Source organism: Thomasclavelia cocleata, from assembly GCF_900102365.1.
Classification (GTDB): Bacteria; Bacillota_I; Bacilli_A; order Erysipelotrichales; family Coprobacillaceae; genus Thomasclavelia; species Thomasclavelia cocleata.
This window is the reverse complement of sequence record NZ_FOIN01000022.1, coordinates 1-15870: the sequence shown is the minus strand read 5'-3', so window position 1 is coordinate 15870 and position 15870 is coordinate 1. Positions and strand designations below refer to the sequence as shown.

The window sequence follows — 15870 nt, the reverse complement described above, 5'->3', positions numbered from 1 at the left end:
TTCACCTCTATCATCATTTTCATTATTACAAACATTCTCCCTGATAAAACACAAAACCCCTTTAATTTATCATTCATATTATCACCTAACCTCAGACATAGTATATCATAGTTATATCATAACAAAAACATTTACACAAAAGCAAATATCCCTCCTTACTCAAAGCTAATTAAAAAACATCTAAAATTGTTTTAGGATGTATACCAATCACTTCAAAAATGTTCTAACAAGATATTATTTAAAGCATACCAGCTAAGTAATTAGCCCACCTTAATTAATCCTAAATATCACTAATAAACCTCAACATTTTTAAACCTTGAAAACAATTAGTTATTATCTATAAGCAGATTCTAAAAATTATTAGAATCTACCACTAAAGTTAATAATACGTTTATTAAAACCATTTCCAATCAAAGTGTATCTTACTACTATTGTAAGCAATTATATTAAAGAAATCCCAAAAAAAAGTCACACTCCTAAAATTCACTATATCAATATAACTGTAATAAAATATTTACAACTAATATTTCTAATCAAGGATTTTAACAAATCCCCTATAAAAGCAAACATTTTTGAAATTTAACAACATCTAAACTTTCTCAAAAAATTAAGCATACAAATAGTAAAAAATAATAGTTTTCATTTTTTTAATAAATGTGCATAAACTGTAACAGGTGATAAAATGAATACTTCAATTATAGAAAACTTAATGTATAATCAACTATTCCTTGCAGCTAATTATGACTTAATAATTTCCATTGCTCCAAATAAAGACATTAAAACTAGATTGCATAATTTTTCAGCTGATTGTAAAAACAATGCTACTTTTCTTGATCATTTTTATCAAGAAATAAATAATACTAGTTTTTACCCTTTACTCCAAAAACCAGTATTTCATGGCAATTTTAAAGAATCACTACTTTGGATATTAAATTATATAGAAAATTCTTATCGAATGTTTCATATCAATGGATATAAGAAAACTTATTCTGAAAAAGAAGCAAAATTACTAAATTACATTGCAGGAAACCTAAATAACCACTGTATTGGAGTTACCCAAATGTTACTAACAAAAAATTGTTAGTAACATTTTTATAACACAAAAAAACCAGGAATAATTCCTGGATCAGTTTAAAATGGTGACCTGTACGGGATTCGAACCCGTGAATGCATGCGTGAAAGGCATGTGAGTTAACCGTTTCTCCAACAGGCCATGGCGCTTGAAGTAGGACTCGAACCTACGACCGATCGGTTAACAGCCGATTGCTCTACCAACTGAGCTATTCAAGCAATGGAGCGGGTGATGGGAATCGAACCCACGTAGTCAGCTTGGAAGGCTGAAGTTCTACCATTGAACTACACCCGCTTCTTTTTAACAGTGCCCTTAATGACTACTGCTCAACTATAATAACATTTTATAGATACTATTGCAAGACTTTTTTATTAATTTTTAAATTTTTTCAAACATTTTCTTTTCACATTAAAAATAATACAAATAAAAATACCATTAACGGTATTTTTATTCATTAACTTCGTATTCATTATCTTCTGGGATATTATTATCCTCAGAAGAATTGTCTGGTATTATACTATCATCTAGTTCATCACCATCATTAGATTTATTATCACTTTCTAATTCTTTTTTTGAATCATTATTATCTATATTATTTTTGTCTTCTTTATAATCATTATCATCTTTCTTTGAATCATCAAGCTGATTTTGAAGATTATCAATTTGTTTTTGTTGATCTTGATAATATTCATAGGCAAAATATCCACCCACACAAATTCCTATAATAATAACTAAAATCAATAAAAATAATAGAATCGTTGTAAAAACAGAACGTCCTTGTTTCTCTTTTTTTACCGTTGTTTTATGTTTGGTTTTTGTAACCTTCTTTTTCTTTATTCTTGGACGCTGTTTATCTTTCTTTATTATTCTGTCAGTTTCAATATCATCAATTTTTACTTCATTATTTTCTATCTCCAAATCACTATCATTAAATTCAAATCTCTTAGTCATTTTTTCACCTCGTGTATATAATATTATACACAGATATGAATTTTATATAAACTTTTAGCTATTTTTTAGATTATCTAAATATTCTTCCAAACAAATCCCCTGTCTAGTAATTTTTTTAGCATGAGCTTTTCCTACATACCGATAATGCCATGGTTCATAATTAATTCCAGTAATACTACTTTTGTCTGATGGATAACGTAAAATAAAACCATATCGATGACAATTTTCCATCAGCCAGCGCTGTTCTTTAGTTTTTTCTTGACTTTTATCTAACCGCTGATTATTATAAGAAACCAAATCAACTGCTAACCCTAATTGATGTTCACTTGTGTTTGGTTTTGCCACCCACATACTCGCTGCTTCTTGAGCTTCATTATACGAATAACCTTTTTTTAAATATTCACCAATCTTATTTATAAAAAGCTGCTTTTGTTTATCATATGTACGATATGATGAACAAACAATTATTTTCATCCCCTCTTTTTTAGCATCATCTAACATTTCCTGCAAAGCTTGGTAAGCCCGTTGGTCAACTGACTGTTGATCATTTAAAGACACCAAATTTACCTGCCAATTATCTGGTACTTTATTTTTATAATTAACCAATGTTAATAATTCATCATTAATTATTTCATTATTTTTATCCTCAGTTATACTTGCCTTTGTAACTTCATTTTTAACATTCTCCTGACTTTCAACACTTTTTTGCTCTATTACATAATTCAATCCTAATCCATAACCAACAATCAACACAATAGCAACCATTATTTTCTTTTTCATCTTTCTACCTCCATATTTAAACAATACAATAAGGAAGCATATAATTAGTTACATTTTTACATCAAAGTTGCATCATAAATAAATAATTCCAGCATAAGTATGGTCAATATCTTTTTCAATTGTACAATGTTCAAACACTTCATCCTTTGATAATCCTAAATAATCCACTCCATAAGCAACTATACCTTTTTTACTTAATGCAGCCCCTGATTTTATATTCTCTTTTTTAAAAACATAATTAATAAAATGATATTTATAAATTTTATTATCATTTCCATCAATCCATATTTCTAGATAACCCTCTTCACTGATAAATGTTGCCTGTATCAAAACAACACAACTTTCAGGATCAGTAGCCTTAGCATAAGTTACTGTATTAAATGTATTATTTTCATAAGTTTCATCTAAATCAACAATCGGTATGATTTGCAGGTTCTGCAATTCTTTTATTTCTTGTACAATATTTTCTCTTATTTTATTATAATCCTCTTTTGATTTTATCAGTTGTTTAATACAAACATAATTTTGAATTTCTGAATTATAATCATATAATAACTTTATTTTTTCTTCCGTACTTAATTTACTTGTATGCATAGATAAAATATCTTTTTCATTAATTTTTTCCACTATGACTTGAGCAAGTATTCTGCTATCATTCCATTTAGATAATAAAACTGGTGATATAGCAATGATTACCAATAACAACATTGCACCAATTCCAGTAAATAATACTTTAATTCTTTGCAACAGATTCACCACCTTTAAGCAAAACAGTTACTATCGTACCTTGATTTTTTATACTCTCAATTATCATCTTACCATGATGTAATTTTATTATCTGTTCACAAATCGCTAAACCTAATCCAGCTCCCCCTGCACTTCGCGAACGTGATTTATCAACCATATAAAAAGCTTCTTTAATTTTATCAATTTCCTTAGCATCTATTCCACAGCCATTATCTTTAATCACAATACGATAACCATCAATATCTTTTACTCCCATAAATTCAATTATTCCATTATCAATTACAGCTTTTCTAGCATTATCAAGCAAATTTAAACAAACCGTTTTCATCAAATCATTTTCTATTAAAACAACGTCATGTTCAACCGAAACCTTAAAATCAATTTTCGAATTTCTCATAATAGGTGCAACAATTGCCTTAATTTCATCAAAAAAATCAACAATATTAGTTTCTACCATTTCAAAATCCTGTTTTTTTAAAACAATTAATTCCATCAATTTCATCGACATAACTTCTAAACGTTTTCCCTCTTGTACTATTAAATCTGAATAACTAATAATTTGCTCTTCACTAAGTTTTTTACTTCTAAGCATATCTCCATAACCAATCATTGAAGTTAGCGGCGTCTTTAATTCATGAGCAAAATTACCAACAAATATTTCTTGACGATTTAATGCTTCTTGTAATTTATCCATTGATACCATTAAACGTTTAGTCATAGTATTAAAATCTTTAGTAAATTGACCAATTTCATCATCACTAGTAACAACAATTTCATTATCTAAGCCTTCAGCAATAATCCGCTTAGTTGCTTGAGATAATTTTTTTATCGGCTTCACTAACCATCTAGTTACAATAAAAATAACCACTGCTCCTATAAGAGACAACAACCCTATACAATATATAAAAGTTTGATATTGATCTTTACGATCATTAAACAAAGAAGAAATATCACGAGAATTCTCAAGATACATATCTATACCTTCAATCCCTAACTCTAATTTTCTTAAAGTATGTACCTTATACTTATTATTATTTTTTATTATTTTATAACCTCTAGTTCCAGATTTAATTTCTTTAATCAAACTTACATCATCAGAAAAACCACCATTTTGGTAGAGCATTTTACCTCTTTTATCACGCAAACAAAACGAAATACTACCATTAAAAGTTTGAATCCTTAAAGTTGTAGCCGAATTTTGAATAATACTAAATCTCTCAGAATCACTATATTTAGCATCTACATAACCATCTATCAGAGTAAATATTTCATTTATAAAAGATGAAAAAAGAATATCATTTTCCTGGTATGCCATTTCAATCTCTCTTTGTAAAGATGATTTAAAACCTGTTTCTATTAACAAATACCCACCTACACTAAAACACGTTACAACTGTCAACATTATCGTTAAATAAAGTTTCCAAAAAAATTTCACTCATCCACCTCCAAACGATACCCTATTTTATACACCGAAACAATCTTATCTTCCAAACCTACTTTCTTTCGCATTCGCTGAACATGTAAATCCACAGTCCGACTATCACCACGATAACTTTCCTTCCAAACTAATTCGTAGATTCGATCTCTAAACAAAGCTATATTTTTATTTTGTAAAAAAAGGACTAGCAAATCATATTCTTTAACTGTTAAATTTACAATTTTACCATCTTTTTTTACTACCCGCGACAAAGTATCAACACTAACATCATAAACTGATAAGTAATGTGATATTTTATCATATCTTCTAAGCACTGTTTCTACCCTTGCTAAAAGCTCAATAATTTCAAACGGTTTAACAATATAATCTTCTGCACCCATTTTTAAACCTTTGACACGATCATTGACATCAGCTTTTGCAGTTAAAAATATAACTGGTATATTTAATGGTCGGATATACTCCATTAACTCATATCCATTTACTTTTGGTAACATAATATCCAACAAAACCAAATCAAATGATTCACCCTCAATTAAATCTGCACCCTGCATACCATCATATGCACACCTACATAAATAACCTGCATCAGTTAAACTAATTCTTATTAATTCATTTATTGCTTTTTCGTCCTCAACAATTAATATTTTATTCATCATTATCACCCTTATTATTATACTATTTATTTGCATCATTTTTACATCATAAATATTAATTAAACAAAATTAGTTTTATTTCTCCAACAAAAAAAGTTGCAACATCTAAAGAATAAATTCTTTAATCGTTACAACCTATTTATTATAAGTGTTATCACTACATTTACAAAATGGAGCGGGTGATGGGAATCGAACCCACGTAGTCAGCTTGGAAGGCTGAAGTTCTACCATTGAACTACACCCGCGAAAATGGTGCCCAGGGCCGGAATCGAACCGGCACGGATTTTAAGGTCCGCAGGATTTTAAGTCCTGTGCGTCTACCAGTTTCGCCACCTGGGCAAATATTTTCTTGAAAATGGTGACCCGCAGGCGATTCGAACGCCTGACCCTCTGATTAAAAGTCAGATGCTCTACCGGCTGAGCTAGCGGGTCGTTATATATTTGGCTGGGGTACCTGGATTCGAACCAGGGAGATGACAGAGTCAAAGTCTGTTGCCTTACCGCTTGGCTATACCCCAATAATAGCTGGTGGAGGAGGGCGGATTCGAACCACCGAACCAAAGGAACTGAGTTACAGTCAGCCGCGTTTAGCCACTTCGCTACTCCTCCATCATGGTGCCGGCTAAAGGACTTGAACCCTCAACCTACTGATTACAAGTCAGTTGCTCTACCAATTGAGCTAAGCCGGCATATTTATTTTTAATGGTGGAGGTTAACGGACTCGAACCGCTGACCCTCTGCTTGTAAGGCAGATGCTCTCCCAACTGAGCTAAACCTCCATAAACGTTACTTTGTAAGTGTATCATTTCACTAAACAAAAGTCAACACTTTTTTTACTTTTCTAACTAATGTCGATATTAATTTTTACATCCCTCGACTCAAGCAAGCAATATATTATCATAATTCCCTTAATTAATCAATACTAAAAAAATTTTTTTGAAATTTCTTCAAAACAAATGTAAGCGTTATCTTTTTATTACTAAATCGATCCTAATTTTTATTTATATATGATAAAATAAAAGAAAGAAGTTCACTTATAGAAAGGTGGTTATTTTAATGAGAACTTATCATGCAAACGAAATTGGAAATGTTGCAGTATTAGGACATTCTGGTTGTGGTAAAACAAGTATTGTCGAAGCTATGGCTTATCGTAGTGGACTGCTTAACCGAACTGGAAATGTTAGCGAAGGAAACACTTTAAGCGATCATAGTATTGAAGAAATTATTCGTAAATCTTCTGTCAATTTATCCATTATTCCTGTTGAATGGAATAATTGTAAAATCAACTTAATTGATGTCCCTGGTATATTTGACTTTACAGGAGAATGTGAAGCTGCTTTAGCTGTGTGTGAATCAGCTTTAATTATTGTTCCATCATCATCGGGTATCAACGCAGGAACAAAACAAGCAATGTTTAAGGCAAAAGATAAAGCAAAAATCATTTATATTAATGGTTTGGACAATCCTAATAATAATTATTCAACAAAATTACAAGAATTAAAAGATACTTACGGAAAAGCTATAGCCCCTATTCAAGTCCCAATTATGGATAATAATAAGATGGTTGGATATATCAATGTAGCAAAAATGGAGGGACGTATTTTTGAAGGAAATCAAACTAAACCTATAGAAATACCAAAAGAATTAATGAGCGAAATTCAACCTATTAAAGATATGATTGATGAAGCAGTTGCAAACACAAGTGATGAACTATTAGAAAAATATATTAATGAAGAAGCTTTTACTAAAGAAGAAATATCTTGGGCATTACGTAAAGGTGTTATAGAAAAAACATTAATTCCTGTTCTATGTGGAACTGATCAAATTGGAATTCAAATAATTTTAAATTCTATGGTCGCTTTCTTTAGTGCGGCTGGTGATATGAGTAATTCTTTGATTGTTGAAAATGTAGATAAACACGAAGAAGAAATCATCGGATATGACGAAAGTTTACCTACTAGTATTTTTATCTTTAAAACTATTGCTGATCCTTTTGTTGGAAGAACATCTTTATTTAAAGTTATTACTGGTACTATTTATAGTGGTTCTTCTATTTATAATGTTAAAAGAAAAGAAAGTGAAAGAATCACTAAATTATATCGACCTTGTGGTAAAGAATTAATTGAAGTCAATTGTTTACACGCTGGCGATATTGGTGCTGTCACTAAACTAAACACATCTAAAACTAACGATACTTTGTGTACTGCAGGATATCAAATTATTATACCAGAAATAAATTTTTCAACACCATATTATGGTAAAGCAATTACTCCAGTTGGTAAAAGTAATGAAGAAAAAATTACTAATGCAATAAACAAATTATTAGAAGAAGACTCTACACTACAATTTAAACCTAACCCAGAAACTAAGCAACAATGCATCTATGGTATTGGTGATATTCATTTAGATGTCTTACTATCAAAATTAAAAAATAAATTCAAAGTTGAAGCAGCTTTAGAAGAAATTAAAATCCCATACCGTGAAACCATTAAAAAAACAGTTACCCAAAGAACACGTTTCAAAAAACAATCTGGTGGTCATGGCCAATTTGGTGAAGTAGAGATCACATTTGAACCAACCTATGATTATAGTCAACCTTATGTATTTGAAGAAAAAATATTTGGAGGTGCAGTTCCTAAATCATATTTTCCAGCTGTTGAAAAAGGATTAATCGAAAGTGTTAAAAGCGGCATTTTAGCTGGATATCCAGTTCTGGGAATTAAAGCAACTTTAATCGATGGTTCCTATCATAATGTTGATTCATCTGAAATGGCTTTTAAAACCGCTACAACAATGTGCTTTAAAGAGGCTATACCTAAAGCAAATCCTGTTTTACTTGAACCCTATATGAAAATGAAAGTAATTGTAGATGAACAATATACTGGAGATATAATGAGTAACTTTAATACAAAAAGAGCACGAGTAATTGGCAGTGATGTTCTTGATGATGGATTAATCAAAATTGTCGCAGAAGCTCCAATGAACGAAGTTATGAATTATGCAGTTGATCTACGTTCCATTACCCAAGGACAAGGTTTTTTTGAAATGGAATTTTTAGATTATGAGTTTGCACCTGATAATATTGTTAAAAAAGTTATTAGTAAATAATAAAATATATAACTGGGTAATAATTTAATTCCCAGTTATTTTCATATAAAATTAAGAGATATAATCTTTAATTTATAAGTTAAAAGTGTTATTATAAAACATATATTAGGAGGAAAATATAATGAATGTACTTGTATGCGGTGGAGCTGGCTATATTGGAAGCCATGTTTGTGTTGAATTATTAAATGCAGGTTATGATGTAATCGTAATTGATGATTTTTCTAATTCAAAACCTGAAGTTTTAGGATATATTAAAGAAATTACTGGAAAAGAAGTAAAATTTTATGAATTTAATATTTTAAATGAAGCTAAAACTGAGTCTGTATTTAAAGAAAATAAAATAGATGCTGTCATTCATTGTGCAGCATTTAAAGCTGTTGGTGAATCTGTTGAAAAACCAATTGAATATTATACCAATAACCTGACTACAACATTAATTGTTAGTAAAATGATGAAAAAATACCATGTTAATCAAATTGTTTTTTCATCAAGCGCTACTGTTTATGGCGATCCAGATGTTGTTCCTATCACAGAAGATTGTAAATTAGGAGAAACTACCAATCCATATGGAACAAGTAAAGCAATGATGGAAAGAATTTTAAGCGATGTTCAACATGCATGCCCTGAAATGTCTGTAACTTTGCTTCGTTATTTTAATCCAATCGGTGCTCATGAATCAGGCTTGATTGGTGAAGATCCAAAAGGAATTCCAAACAATCTAATGCCTTATATTATGAAAGTTGCGACTGGTGAATTAGAATGCTTAGGTGTTTTTGGTGATGACTATGATACACATGACGGAACAGGAGTTCGTGATTATATTCATGTTGTTGATCTAGCTATTGGTCATGTTAAAGCAATCAAACATTATTCAAAACCTGGTGTTCATATTTGCAACCTTGGTACTGGAACTGGATATAGTGTCCTTGATCTTGTAAAAACATTTGAAAAGGTAAATCATGTAAAAATTAATTATGTGATAAAAGAACGTCGTCCTGGAGATATTGCAACATGTTACGCAGATCCTGCTCGTGCAAAAAAAGAGCTTGATTGGGTTGCAACAAAGGGAATTGAAGACATGTGTCGAGATACATGGAATTACGCTTTAAAGCATAAACAATAAAGAGATAACTCTCTTTTTTTGTCAATTTATAAAAAATATTATGTGATTAGCTGATATCCTCTTATTAAATGTTGTTTTTAGGTATTTTTTTTGGTATTATATAATGGTACTGTTATGGAGGCTAATTATGGAAAAAGTAAAAAAATTATGGAGAGAAATTAGCATCTTTGGGATTGTAATCGTAGTATTTTTAGGGTTATTTATTTATCGAAAAATCACTCATGTTGAATTTACAACAATTACCCAAAATGCACTTGTAGAAAAAGTAAAAGATAAAGATAGTTTTGTAGTAGTAATTGGTAATAAAAATGATAATGCTACATTATCTTATCAAGATACTATGACTACATTTTTAGAAAAAAATCGTAGCGAGTCTTTATACTATGTAGACGTTTCTAATGATAGTGATTACACTACTTGGTTAGAAAAAGATCTTGATATCACTAATGGAACAGTGCCACAAACAATAGTCTATAAAGACGGAAAAATATCTACAACTAAAACAGGAGCATTATCATATTATCGACTTGCTCAATTATTCAAATAAAAAATCAGCTAAATGCTGATTTTTTATTTTATATATATACGTTCCACCCTTTTCGAAATTAAACAAATTATCTCATAAGAAATAGTATCCAGCTCTTTTGCCATACTCGCTAAACTAACATGCTCACCAAAAATTTCTACTTTATCTCCAGCTTTGATATTCTCATCAACCCTTACCATCATTTGATCCATACAAACTCTGCCAACAATCTCAAAATAAGAGCCATTAATATAGACTTTACGTCCTTGATTTTTTCTAATTATTCCATCTGCATAACCAATTGGTAAAGTAGCAATATATTCATCTTGATCAGCTGTATAAGTTAAACCATAACCAACTCTTTGACCTGCTTTGATTTTTTTTACCATTGAAACTTTTGTATATAATGACATAGCTTGTTTATACTCTTTAGATTCATTACCAGCTGGATCTATACCATACATAACAATCCCAATTCTCCCTAGATTAGATCCAGTATCTTCATGATATGCCATTGCTGCACTATTACAGCAATGAATATACTTAAATTTATGATAATCAACTAAATCATAAAACATAGTCTGCTGTTTTTCAAAAGCCTCTATTTCTCCATCAGCTGTAGCATAATGAGTAAAAACCCCTTCTAAAATAAATTTTGTACAATCAATTGTTTCTAGCATTTCTTCTAACTCTTCTTTTCTAGTCAAACCTATTCGATGCATCCCTGTATCTATTTTTATATGAATTTTTAATGGTTCATCATCAATTAATGTTTGTAAAAGATGCATATATTCCAAAGAAATCATTGTTAAAGAAACATCATAACTGATTGCCAGTTCTATTTCTTCTTTAGTTGTTGGTACAGCTCCCAAAATTAAAATTCCTTTTTTTATTCCTAATTCCCTTAATTCAATCGCTTCAGGTAATGTCGCAACAGCAAACATTTCTATATAATCTAAATCTTTTATATAACTAGCAACTTCTTTATAACCATGACCATAAGCATCTGCTTTTATCACCGCCATTAAAGGTCGTTTAAATTTTTGATAGATCATTTCAACATTTTGTTTTAAATACTTCAAATTAACTACTGCATATGTATCACGATATAAACTCATACTAACCCTCCATACTGTCATAGTATAATCCAATCAATATAATATTTCAATTATCTCCTTTATTATTTTGATAAATATGTAAGTAGAGGCAACGCCTCTATTTCAAACTAGATGTTTGCATACTACTAATAACACTAACCATTTCATCTTTACTTAAATCTTCAGAATAGACTTTACATAAAATACCAGATTTCATCATCATTAATTGACCTTCATTATAAAACGCTACACCATCAACAAGATCTATTACCTCACCAGTTACTACTTCAATATTAATTTCATCAGTTGCTACTACTGGTGTCTCTACAACTGTAAAATTCTTATCACCAGTAAACTTTAAAATATGATTTGTAGTTCCATCAATCGTTGATACCTTTTCACTATTTAAAGAACTTCCCATTAAAGCAATTGGATATAAAGGTAATTCACTAGAAACATTTGAGTACTCACTAGTACTTTTTTCAAGAACCTTCTTTTCATCAAAACTCTCCTGATTTAATTTAACATCAGTTTTAAAATCTGTGAAATTTGCTGTAATGATTTCTGCATCATCTTTATCCAATACTGTTACTTGCTTTGGTGCTAATGTTTTATCAAAAATCATTTCCTGACTAACGATTCTTGAGTCATTAGGATAAGTAACTTGAGATTTAACCTGATAACCTGTTTTTATTTTTTCTACTTCTCCTTTTTCTAAAAACTCTATTAAAGATTGATAAATATATGGTTTAGGGGAATTATTAGGCCATTCACTTTGAAACTTAAAAATTTGATTTAAGGTAGGTGTTAAAACAAACACCCCATCAGGATTCTTTACAATAATTTGTGATTGATTTAAGGATTTATCATATAATTCTACTTTATAATATTCATTCTTCTTTTCTTTTAAATAGCTTACATTTACTAAATAACTTTTCAATTCATCATTCTCTACCATTTCCATATTACATGTAAGCATATATTTATCATAAGCTTTAACTTTATCAATCGTCTTATCTAAAGAATTATCCTTAAACTTAAAAAATATTAACGATGCTATAACTAATGCAACTGCTACTGCAATACCAATATAAATTTTTTTCAAAATCACACCCCCAATAATAAAATATGTTTAAATATCAATAATATGTATAAAGATATTAATCTTGGATACACTTTAATAAGGAGGATGAAAATAATGAATATAATACAAAAAATTTCCTTAGCATTAACAATAATTGGTGCTATAAACTGGGGGTTGATTGGTCTATTTAATTTCAACCTAGTCGATTCATTATTTGGTGTTGATAGTTTCTTATCAATGTTAATCTATATTCTAGTAGGTATTGCTGGTATTATCAACATCATGCTGTTATTTGTAGATTTAGATACAAAATAATAAAGAGCAGTTACCTACTCTTCAATGATAAATGGGGTCATCTCTCCATTTTTTTTATTTATTTTAATTCTATTTTTTACCATTTTTAACATTGGAATATCATGAAAAGAATCAGAATATGCATACGAATTTTCATAATCAATTTCTAAATTTAATTCGTTAATAATGTTATTTAAGCGTAAAACTTTTTCTTCATTTTTACAATTCTTACCAATCATTTTACTAGTATATTTTCCATTTTTAATTTCTGTCTTTGTACCTAAAATACCATCAACTGGTAATTTACAAAAACGAAGATACCCTTCAATAGAGGCAGAACAAATAAAGATTAAATAGCCCTGCTGTTTTTTATTTTTTAATTCAGCAACAACATTAGGATAGTATTTAGGAACCAAACAAACTTGATAAAAATCATTTAATTCATCATCATCCAGTCGATCCATCGGAAATAACCACGAGGACTTAACAGTTTGAAATTTAACCAACCCAATTAAATACAAAAAATATAAAATAGGCACCTTTAGCAGTCTAAATACTGCTAAAGGGTACTTTTTTAAATAATATCCTAACAAAGCTTTACCAGAATCACCATGAATTAACGTATCATCAAAATCAAAAAAAGCAAATTTCTGTTTCACTATGCAATCTCCAGAGCAATTTCCATCATTGCAGTAAAAGATTTTTCACGTTCTTCAGGAGTTGTTTCCTCTTTAGATACCAAAGAATCAGAAACAGTCAACAATGTTAAAGCTCGTTTATTTAAATATGCAGCTGTTGCAAATAATGCATATGATTCCATTTCTACCCCTAAACATCCCATTGATGCCCATTTTTCTGGTGAGTTTTTATCAGCATGATAAAAGATATCTGAAGATAAAATATTGCCTACATGATAATTAACATTTTTTTCCTTTGCTAGAGCAACCGCTTTTTCTAATAAACCATAATCACTTATAGCACTATAAACACCCGGTAATTCAAATTGATAAGCAAAGTTTGAATCTGTACAACATCCCTGAACAATAATTATATCACGCAAATGAACATGTTTTTTAAAAGAACCACATGTACCAATCCTAATAATATTTTCTACACCATACTGACTATATAATTCATGACTATAAATACCAATTGAAGGCATTCCCATACCAGACCCCATTATTGACACTTCTTTTCCCTTGTAACTTCCTGTATATCCAAACATATTTCTAACATTATTAAACTGTTTTGCATCTTCCAAATATGTCATTGCTAAAAATTTTGCTCTAAGCGGATCCCCTGGCATCAATACTGTTTTTGCAATTTCACCAGTTGCTGCTTCATTATGTGGTGTTGCCATTTTTATTCCTCCTTGATTTTACCATCTTTAAAATAATAATATGTATCACTACCTTTTGGTTTACCTAATTTTTTATCATTAATAGCTTTAATTAAATTTTCCAAAAAATCATCAACATTATCAACCCCAAGTTGTGCAAAATAATCTTCTAGAACTAAAAAAGGTCCAAAACCATAATCATCCTGATTAAAATCAATGATATTATCAACTATCTCATTATATGCTCTTTTAACATCCTCGACAGTTTCTTGATCATCCATATCATATTTTATTATCTTCATATGATCTCCAAACTCTTCTTTAATTAATGGTAGACCATTTTTAGTAAAATATTCACAATTAGAACATCCTTCAACATAAAAATATTTTAATGTATATGTTTCTGTATAAACATTCTTTTCTTTTCTCTGGCAACCTATCATCACCATACATAAAGTCATCACTATCACTAATTTAATTATTCTTTTCATATTAACCTTACATTCCTTTCCACCTGTATCTCCAAAATACACATAGTTCTTTGTCTTTACAAGCATTTTATTTATTTACTCATAACTTATTGAAAATATCTGGCAAAATATATGTTTCGAAGTCACCAGCAGGTACTATATCCACACATACTATCTTAACTTTCTCAAAAATGCTCTAATGATTAAACTCTAAAATCAATATTATTTTATCAAATATTCTTTATATAAGTGAAGATATTTCCACAAAAATTCATAGCTGATATAAAATATATTATCATAGCCATTGTCAAAAAATATGTATTGCTTTCTATTACTTTTTAAGACTGATGAACTTTTCAATCCATCTAATCGGCAAATGTTAAAACAACAAAAAGCAACACATCAAATATATTAAAAACCACTTAAAATCAACTTAGTTGCACTAATTTAAATAACAAAGTAATCAAATCTAAAAGTTTATTTAAGCAAAATAATTTCCATTTTCATCATTTATTATAAACCAAAAACAAAAAAAAGTATACCAATCAATATCAGATGTATACATATAAAACCCTAAAAACAAGACCCATTATTAACGGGTCTTGTAGAACATAAAATTATATTTTATTCACGTTTTCTTTTTTTATTTTCATAGAATCCTAATGAAGCAACTGCTAAACCTAATAATGAATACATCATACTTACTGCATCTCCAGTTTTTATACTTGCTGTTGTATCTCCAGCTTTTACTAGTTCTAATCCTTCAAGAGCTTTTGTTAAAGCTTTTTCTGCTGCTTTTACTTCCACAACGCTAGCTTCTGGATCTTCTAATACTGCTTGTGCTTTTATTACTTCATTTTCTACTACTGCCCATGTATTAGTTGTATAACTTGCACTGTTTAATCCATTTGCTTTATTGATTAAATCTGCCAATAAATCTTTATTTGGTTTTAATCTTAAGTTCAAGTATGCTCTTGTTAATGCATCACATGCTTCATCTACTTCTGCCTGTGTTGCTTTTTCATTTCCTAATACTTCTTGAGCTGCTTCTAATTCTGGTAACATTGCTTGCCAAGTAGATGGAATATATTTATCTTCTTCTAATCCTAATACTTTATTTACCATTGCTTCCAATAATGATTTATCTACTACTTCTGCTTCTTCTAAACCATTTATTGCTGCCTGTAA

General features: G+C 29.6%; 16 protein-coding genes and 10 tRNA genes. 5 read left to right on the top strand and 21 right to left on the bottom strand.

All coding sequences use genetic code 11. The annotated features are described in order from the left end of the window. Positions 1-682: 682 nt before the first annotated feature. Positions 683-1084 (top strand): hypothetical protein, encoded by a 402-nt coding sequence (locus BMW96_RS08800; protein WP_092354539.1) that lies wholly within the window; start codon positions 683-685, stop codon positions 1082-1084. Between the two features lie 53 nt (positions 1085-1137). Here BMW96_RS08800 and BMW96_RS08795 read toward each other — a convergent pair. The 15 genes from BMW96_RS08795 to BMW96_RS08725 form a co-directional block, all read right to left on the bottom strand. Then, a tRNA-Glu gene (locus BMW96_RS08795) sits at positions 1138-1213 on the bottom strand. 1 nt (position 1214) lies between these two features. Further along, positions 1215-1290 (bottom strand) — tRNA-Asn (locus BMW96_RS08790). A 2-nt stretch (positions 1291-1292) separates the two neighbouring features. Next, a tRNA-Gly gene (locus BMW96_RS08785) sits at positions 1293-1366 on the bottom strand. A gap of 153 nt (positions 1367-1519) precedes the next feature. After that, complete coding sequence (locus BMW96_RS08780; RefSeq protein WP_092354537.1) at positions 1520-2023, bottom strand: hypothetical protein; 504 nt, start codon at positions 2021-2023, stop codon at positions 1520-1522. 54 nt (positions 2024-2077) lie between these two features. After that, positions 2078-2803, bottom strand: a complete 726-nt coding sequence (locus BMW96_RS08775) for a M15 family metallopeptidase (RefSeq protein WP_092354535.1) — start codon at positions 2801-2803, stop codon at positions 2078-2080. A 72-nt stretch (positions 2804-2875) separates the two neighbouring features. After that, positions 2876-3550, bottom strand: a complete 675-nt coding sequence (locus BMW96_RS08770) for a hypothetical protein (protein ID WP_092354533.1) — start codon at positions 3548-3550, stop codon at positions 2876-2878. Then, positions 3537-4985, bottom strand: a complete 1449-nt coding sequence (locus BMW96_RS08765) for a sensor histidine kinase (protein ID WP_092354531.1) — start codon at positions 4983-4985, stop codon at positions 3537-3539. Before BMW96_RS08765 ends, BMW96_RS08770 begins: the two co-directional genes overlap by 14 nt. After that, positions 4982-5641 (bottom strand): response regulator transcription factor, encoded by a 660-nt coding sequence (locus tag BMW96_RS08760; protein WP_092354529.1) that lies wholly within the window; start codon positions 5639-5641, stop codon positions 4982-4984. The genes BMW96_RS08765 and BMW96_RS08760 overlap by 4 nt, the downstream gene beginning before the upstream one ends. A gap of 171 nt (positions 5642-5812) precedes the next feature. Next, positions 5813-5886: transfer RNA gene (locus tag BMW96_RS08755), tRNA-Gly, on the bottom strand. Positions 5887-5891: 5 nt separating this feature from the next. After that, positions 5892-5980 (bottom strand) — tRNA-Leu (locus BMW96_RS08750). Between the two features lie 17 nt (positions 5981-5997). Then, positions 5998-6073, bottom strand: a tRNA-Lys gene (locus BMW96_RS08745). Positions 6074-6083: 10 nt separating this feature from the next. Further along, positions 6084-6159: transfer RNA gene (locus tag BMW96_RS08740), tRNA-Gln, on the bottom strand. A gap of 8 nt (positions 6160-6167) precedes the next feature. Beyond that, positions 6168-6250, bottom strand: a tRNA-Tyr gene (locus tag BMW96_RS08735). 4 nt (positions 6251-6254) lie between these two features. Continuing rightward, positions 6255-6330: transfer RNA gene (locus tag BMW96_RS08730), tRNA-Thr, on the bottom strand. Between the two features lie 14 nt (positions 6331-6344). Beyond that, positions 6345-6420 (bottom strand) — tRNA-Val (locus tag BMW96_RS08725). 277 nt (positions 6421-6697) lie between these two features. On the opposite strand from BMW96_RS08725, the gene BMW96_RS08720 reads away from it, so the two are divergent. The 3 genes from BMW96_RS08720 (at position 6698) to BMW96_RS08710 (ending at position 10419) form a co-directional block, all read left to right on the top strand. Next, positions 6698-8749 (top strand): elongation factor G, encoded by a 2052-nt coding sequence (locus BMW96_RS08720; protein WP_092354527.1) that lies wholly within the window; start codon positions 6698-6700, stop codon positions 8747-8749. 121 nt (positions 8750-8870) lie between these two features. Then, positions 8871-9872, top strand: a complete 1002-nt coding sequence (gene galE, locus BMW96_RS08715) for a UDP-glucose 4-epimerase GalE (protein ID WP_092354525.1) — start codon at positions 8871-8873, stop codon at positions 9870-9872. A 127-nt stretch (positions 9873-9999) separates the two neighbouring features. After that, on the top strand, positions 10000-10419 hold the full coding sequence (locus tag BMW96_RS08710) for a hypothetical protein (RefSeq protein WP_092354523.1): 420 nt from the start codon (positions 10000-10002) through the stop codon (positions 10417-10419). A 23-nt stretch (positions 10420-10442) separates the two neighbouring features. On the opposite strand, the gene alr is transcribed toward BMW96_RS08710, so the two are convergent. Continuing rightward, the gene (gene alr, locus BMW96_RS08705; RefSeq protein ID WP_092354521.1) at positions 10443-11516 is read right to left on the bottom strand and encodes an alanine racemase; all 1074 of its coding nucleotides are present in this window, start codon (positions 11514-11516) and stop codon (positions 10443-10445) included. 97 nt (positions 11517-11613) lie between these two features. Beyond that, positions 11614-12606 (bottom strand): LolA family protein, encoded by a 993-nt coding sequence (locus tag BMW96_RS08700; protein ID WP_228762360.1) that lies wholly within the window; start codon positions 12604-12606, stop codon positions 11614-11616. Between the two features lie 87 nt (positions 12607-12693). Here BMW96_RS08700 and BMW96_RS08695 point away from each other — a divergent pair, with 87 nt between their 5' ends. After that, a complete protein-coding gene (locus tag BMW96_RS08695) occupies positions 12694-12894 on the top strand; it encodes a DUF378 domain-containing protein (RefSeq protein ID WP_092354516.1) in 201 nt (66 codons plus the stop codon). Positions 12895-12908: 14 nt separating this feature from the next. On the opposite strand, the gene BMW96_RS08690 is transcribed toward BMW96_RS08695, so the two are convergent. From BMW96_RS08690 to BMW96_RS08675, 4 genes are all read right to left on the bottom strand, one after another. Beyond that, on the bottom strand, positions 12909-13532 hold the full coding sequence (locus BMW96_RS08690; protein ID WP_092354514.1) for an HAD family hydrolase: 624 nt from the start codon (positions 13530-13532) through the stop codon (positions 12909-12911). Further along, positions 13532-14233: a purine-nucleoside phosphorylase gene (gene deoD / locus BMW96_RS08685; RefSeq protein ID WP_092354512.1), complete on the bottom strand. Its 702-nt coding sequence runs from the start codon at positions 14231-14233 to the stop codon at positions 13532-13534. The genes BMW96_RS08690 and deoD overlap by 1 nt, the downstream gene beginning before the upstream one ends. Positions 14234-14235: 2 nt before the next feature. Continuing rightward, complete coding sequence (locus BMW96_RS08680) at positions 14236-14769, bottom strand: hypothetical protein (protein WP_228762359.1); 534 nt, start codon at positions 14767-14769, stop codon at positions 14236-14238. Positions 14770-15306: 537 nt separating this feature from the next. Then, positions 15307-15870 (bottom strand): LPXTG cell wall anchor domain-containing protein (locus tag BMW96_RS08675; protein ID WP_143050729.1); only part of this gene is annotated, 564 nt, incomplete at its 5' end.

Excerpts from the sequence above, each read along its gene's own strand:
- alr (WP_092354521.1), bottom strand. The coding sequence starts at position 11,516 with ATGAGTTTATATCGTGATACATATGCAGTAGTTAATTTGAAGTATTTA.
- BMW96_RS08775 (WP_092354535.1), bottom strand. The coding sequence starts at position 2,803 with ATGAAAAAGAAAATAATGGTTGCTATTGTGTTGATTGTTGGTTATGGA.
- BMW96_RS08800 (WP_092354539.1), top strand. The coding sequence starts at position 683 with ATGAATACTTCAATTATAGAAAACTTAATGTATAATCAACTATTCCTT.
- BMW96_RS08780 (WP_092354537.1), bottom strand. The coding sequence starts at position 2,023 with ATGACTAAGAGATTTGAATTTAATGATAGTGATTTGGAGATAGAAAAT.
- BMW96_RS08695 (WP_092354516.1), top strand. The coding sequence starts at position 12,694 with ATGAATATAATACAAAAAATTTCCTTAGCATTAACAATAATTGGTGCT.
- BMW96_RS08710 (WP_092354523.1), top strand. The coding sequence starts at position 10,000 with ATGGAAAAAGTAAAAAAATTATGGAGAGAAATTAGCATCTTTGGGATT.
- BMW96_RS08760 (WP_092354529.1), bottom strand. The coding sequence starts at position 5,641 with ATGAATAAAATATTAATTGTTGAGGACGAAAAAGCAATAAATGAATTA.
- galE (WP_092354525.1), top strand. The coding sequence starts at position 8,871 with ATGAATGTACTTGTATGCGGTGGAGCTGGCTATATTGGAAGCCATGTT.
- deoD (WP_092354512.1), bottom strand. The coding sequence starts at position 14,233 with ATGGCAACACCACATAATGAAGCAGCAACTGGTGAAATTGCAAAAACA.
- BMW96_RS08720 (WP_092354527.1), top strand. The coding sequence starts at position 6,698 with ATGAGAACTTATCATGCAAACGAAATTGGAAATGTTGCAGTATTAGGA.
- BMW96_RS08680 (WP_228762359.1), bottom strand. The coding sequence starts at position 14,769 with ATGCTTGTAAAGACAAAGAACTATGTGTATTTTGGAGATACAGGTGGA.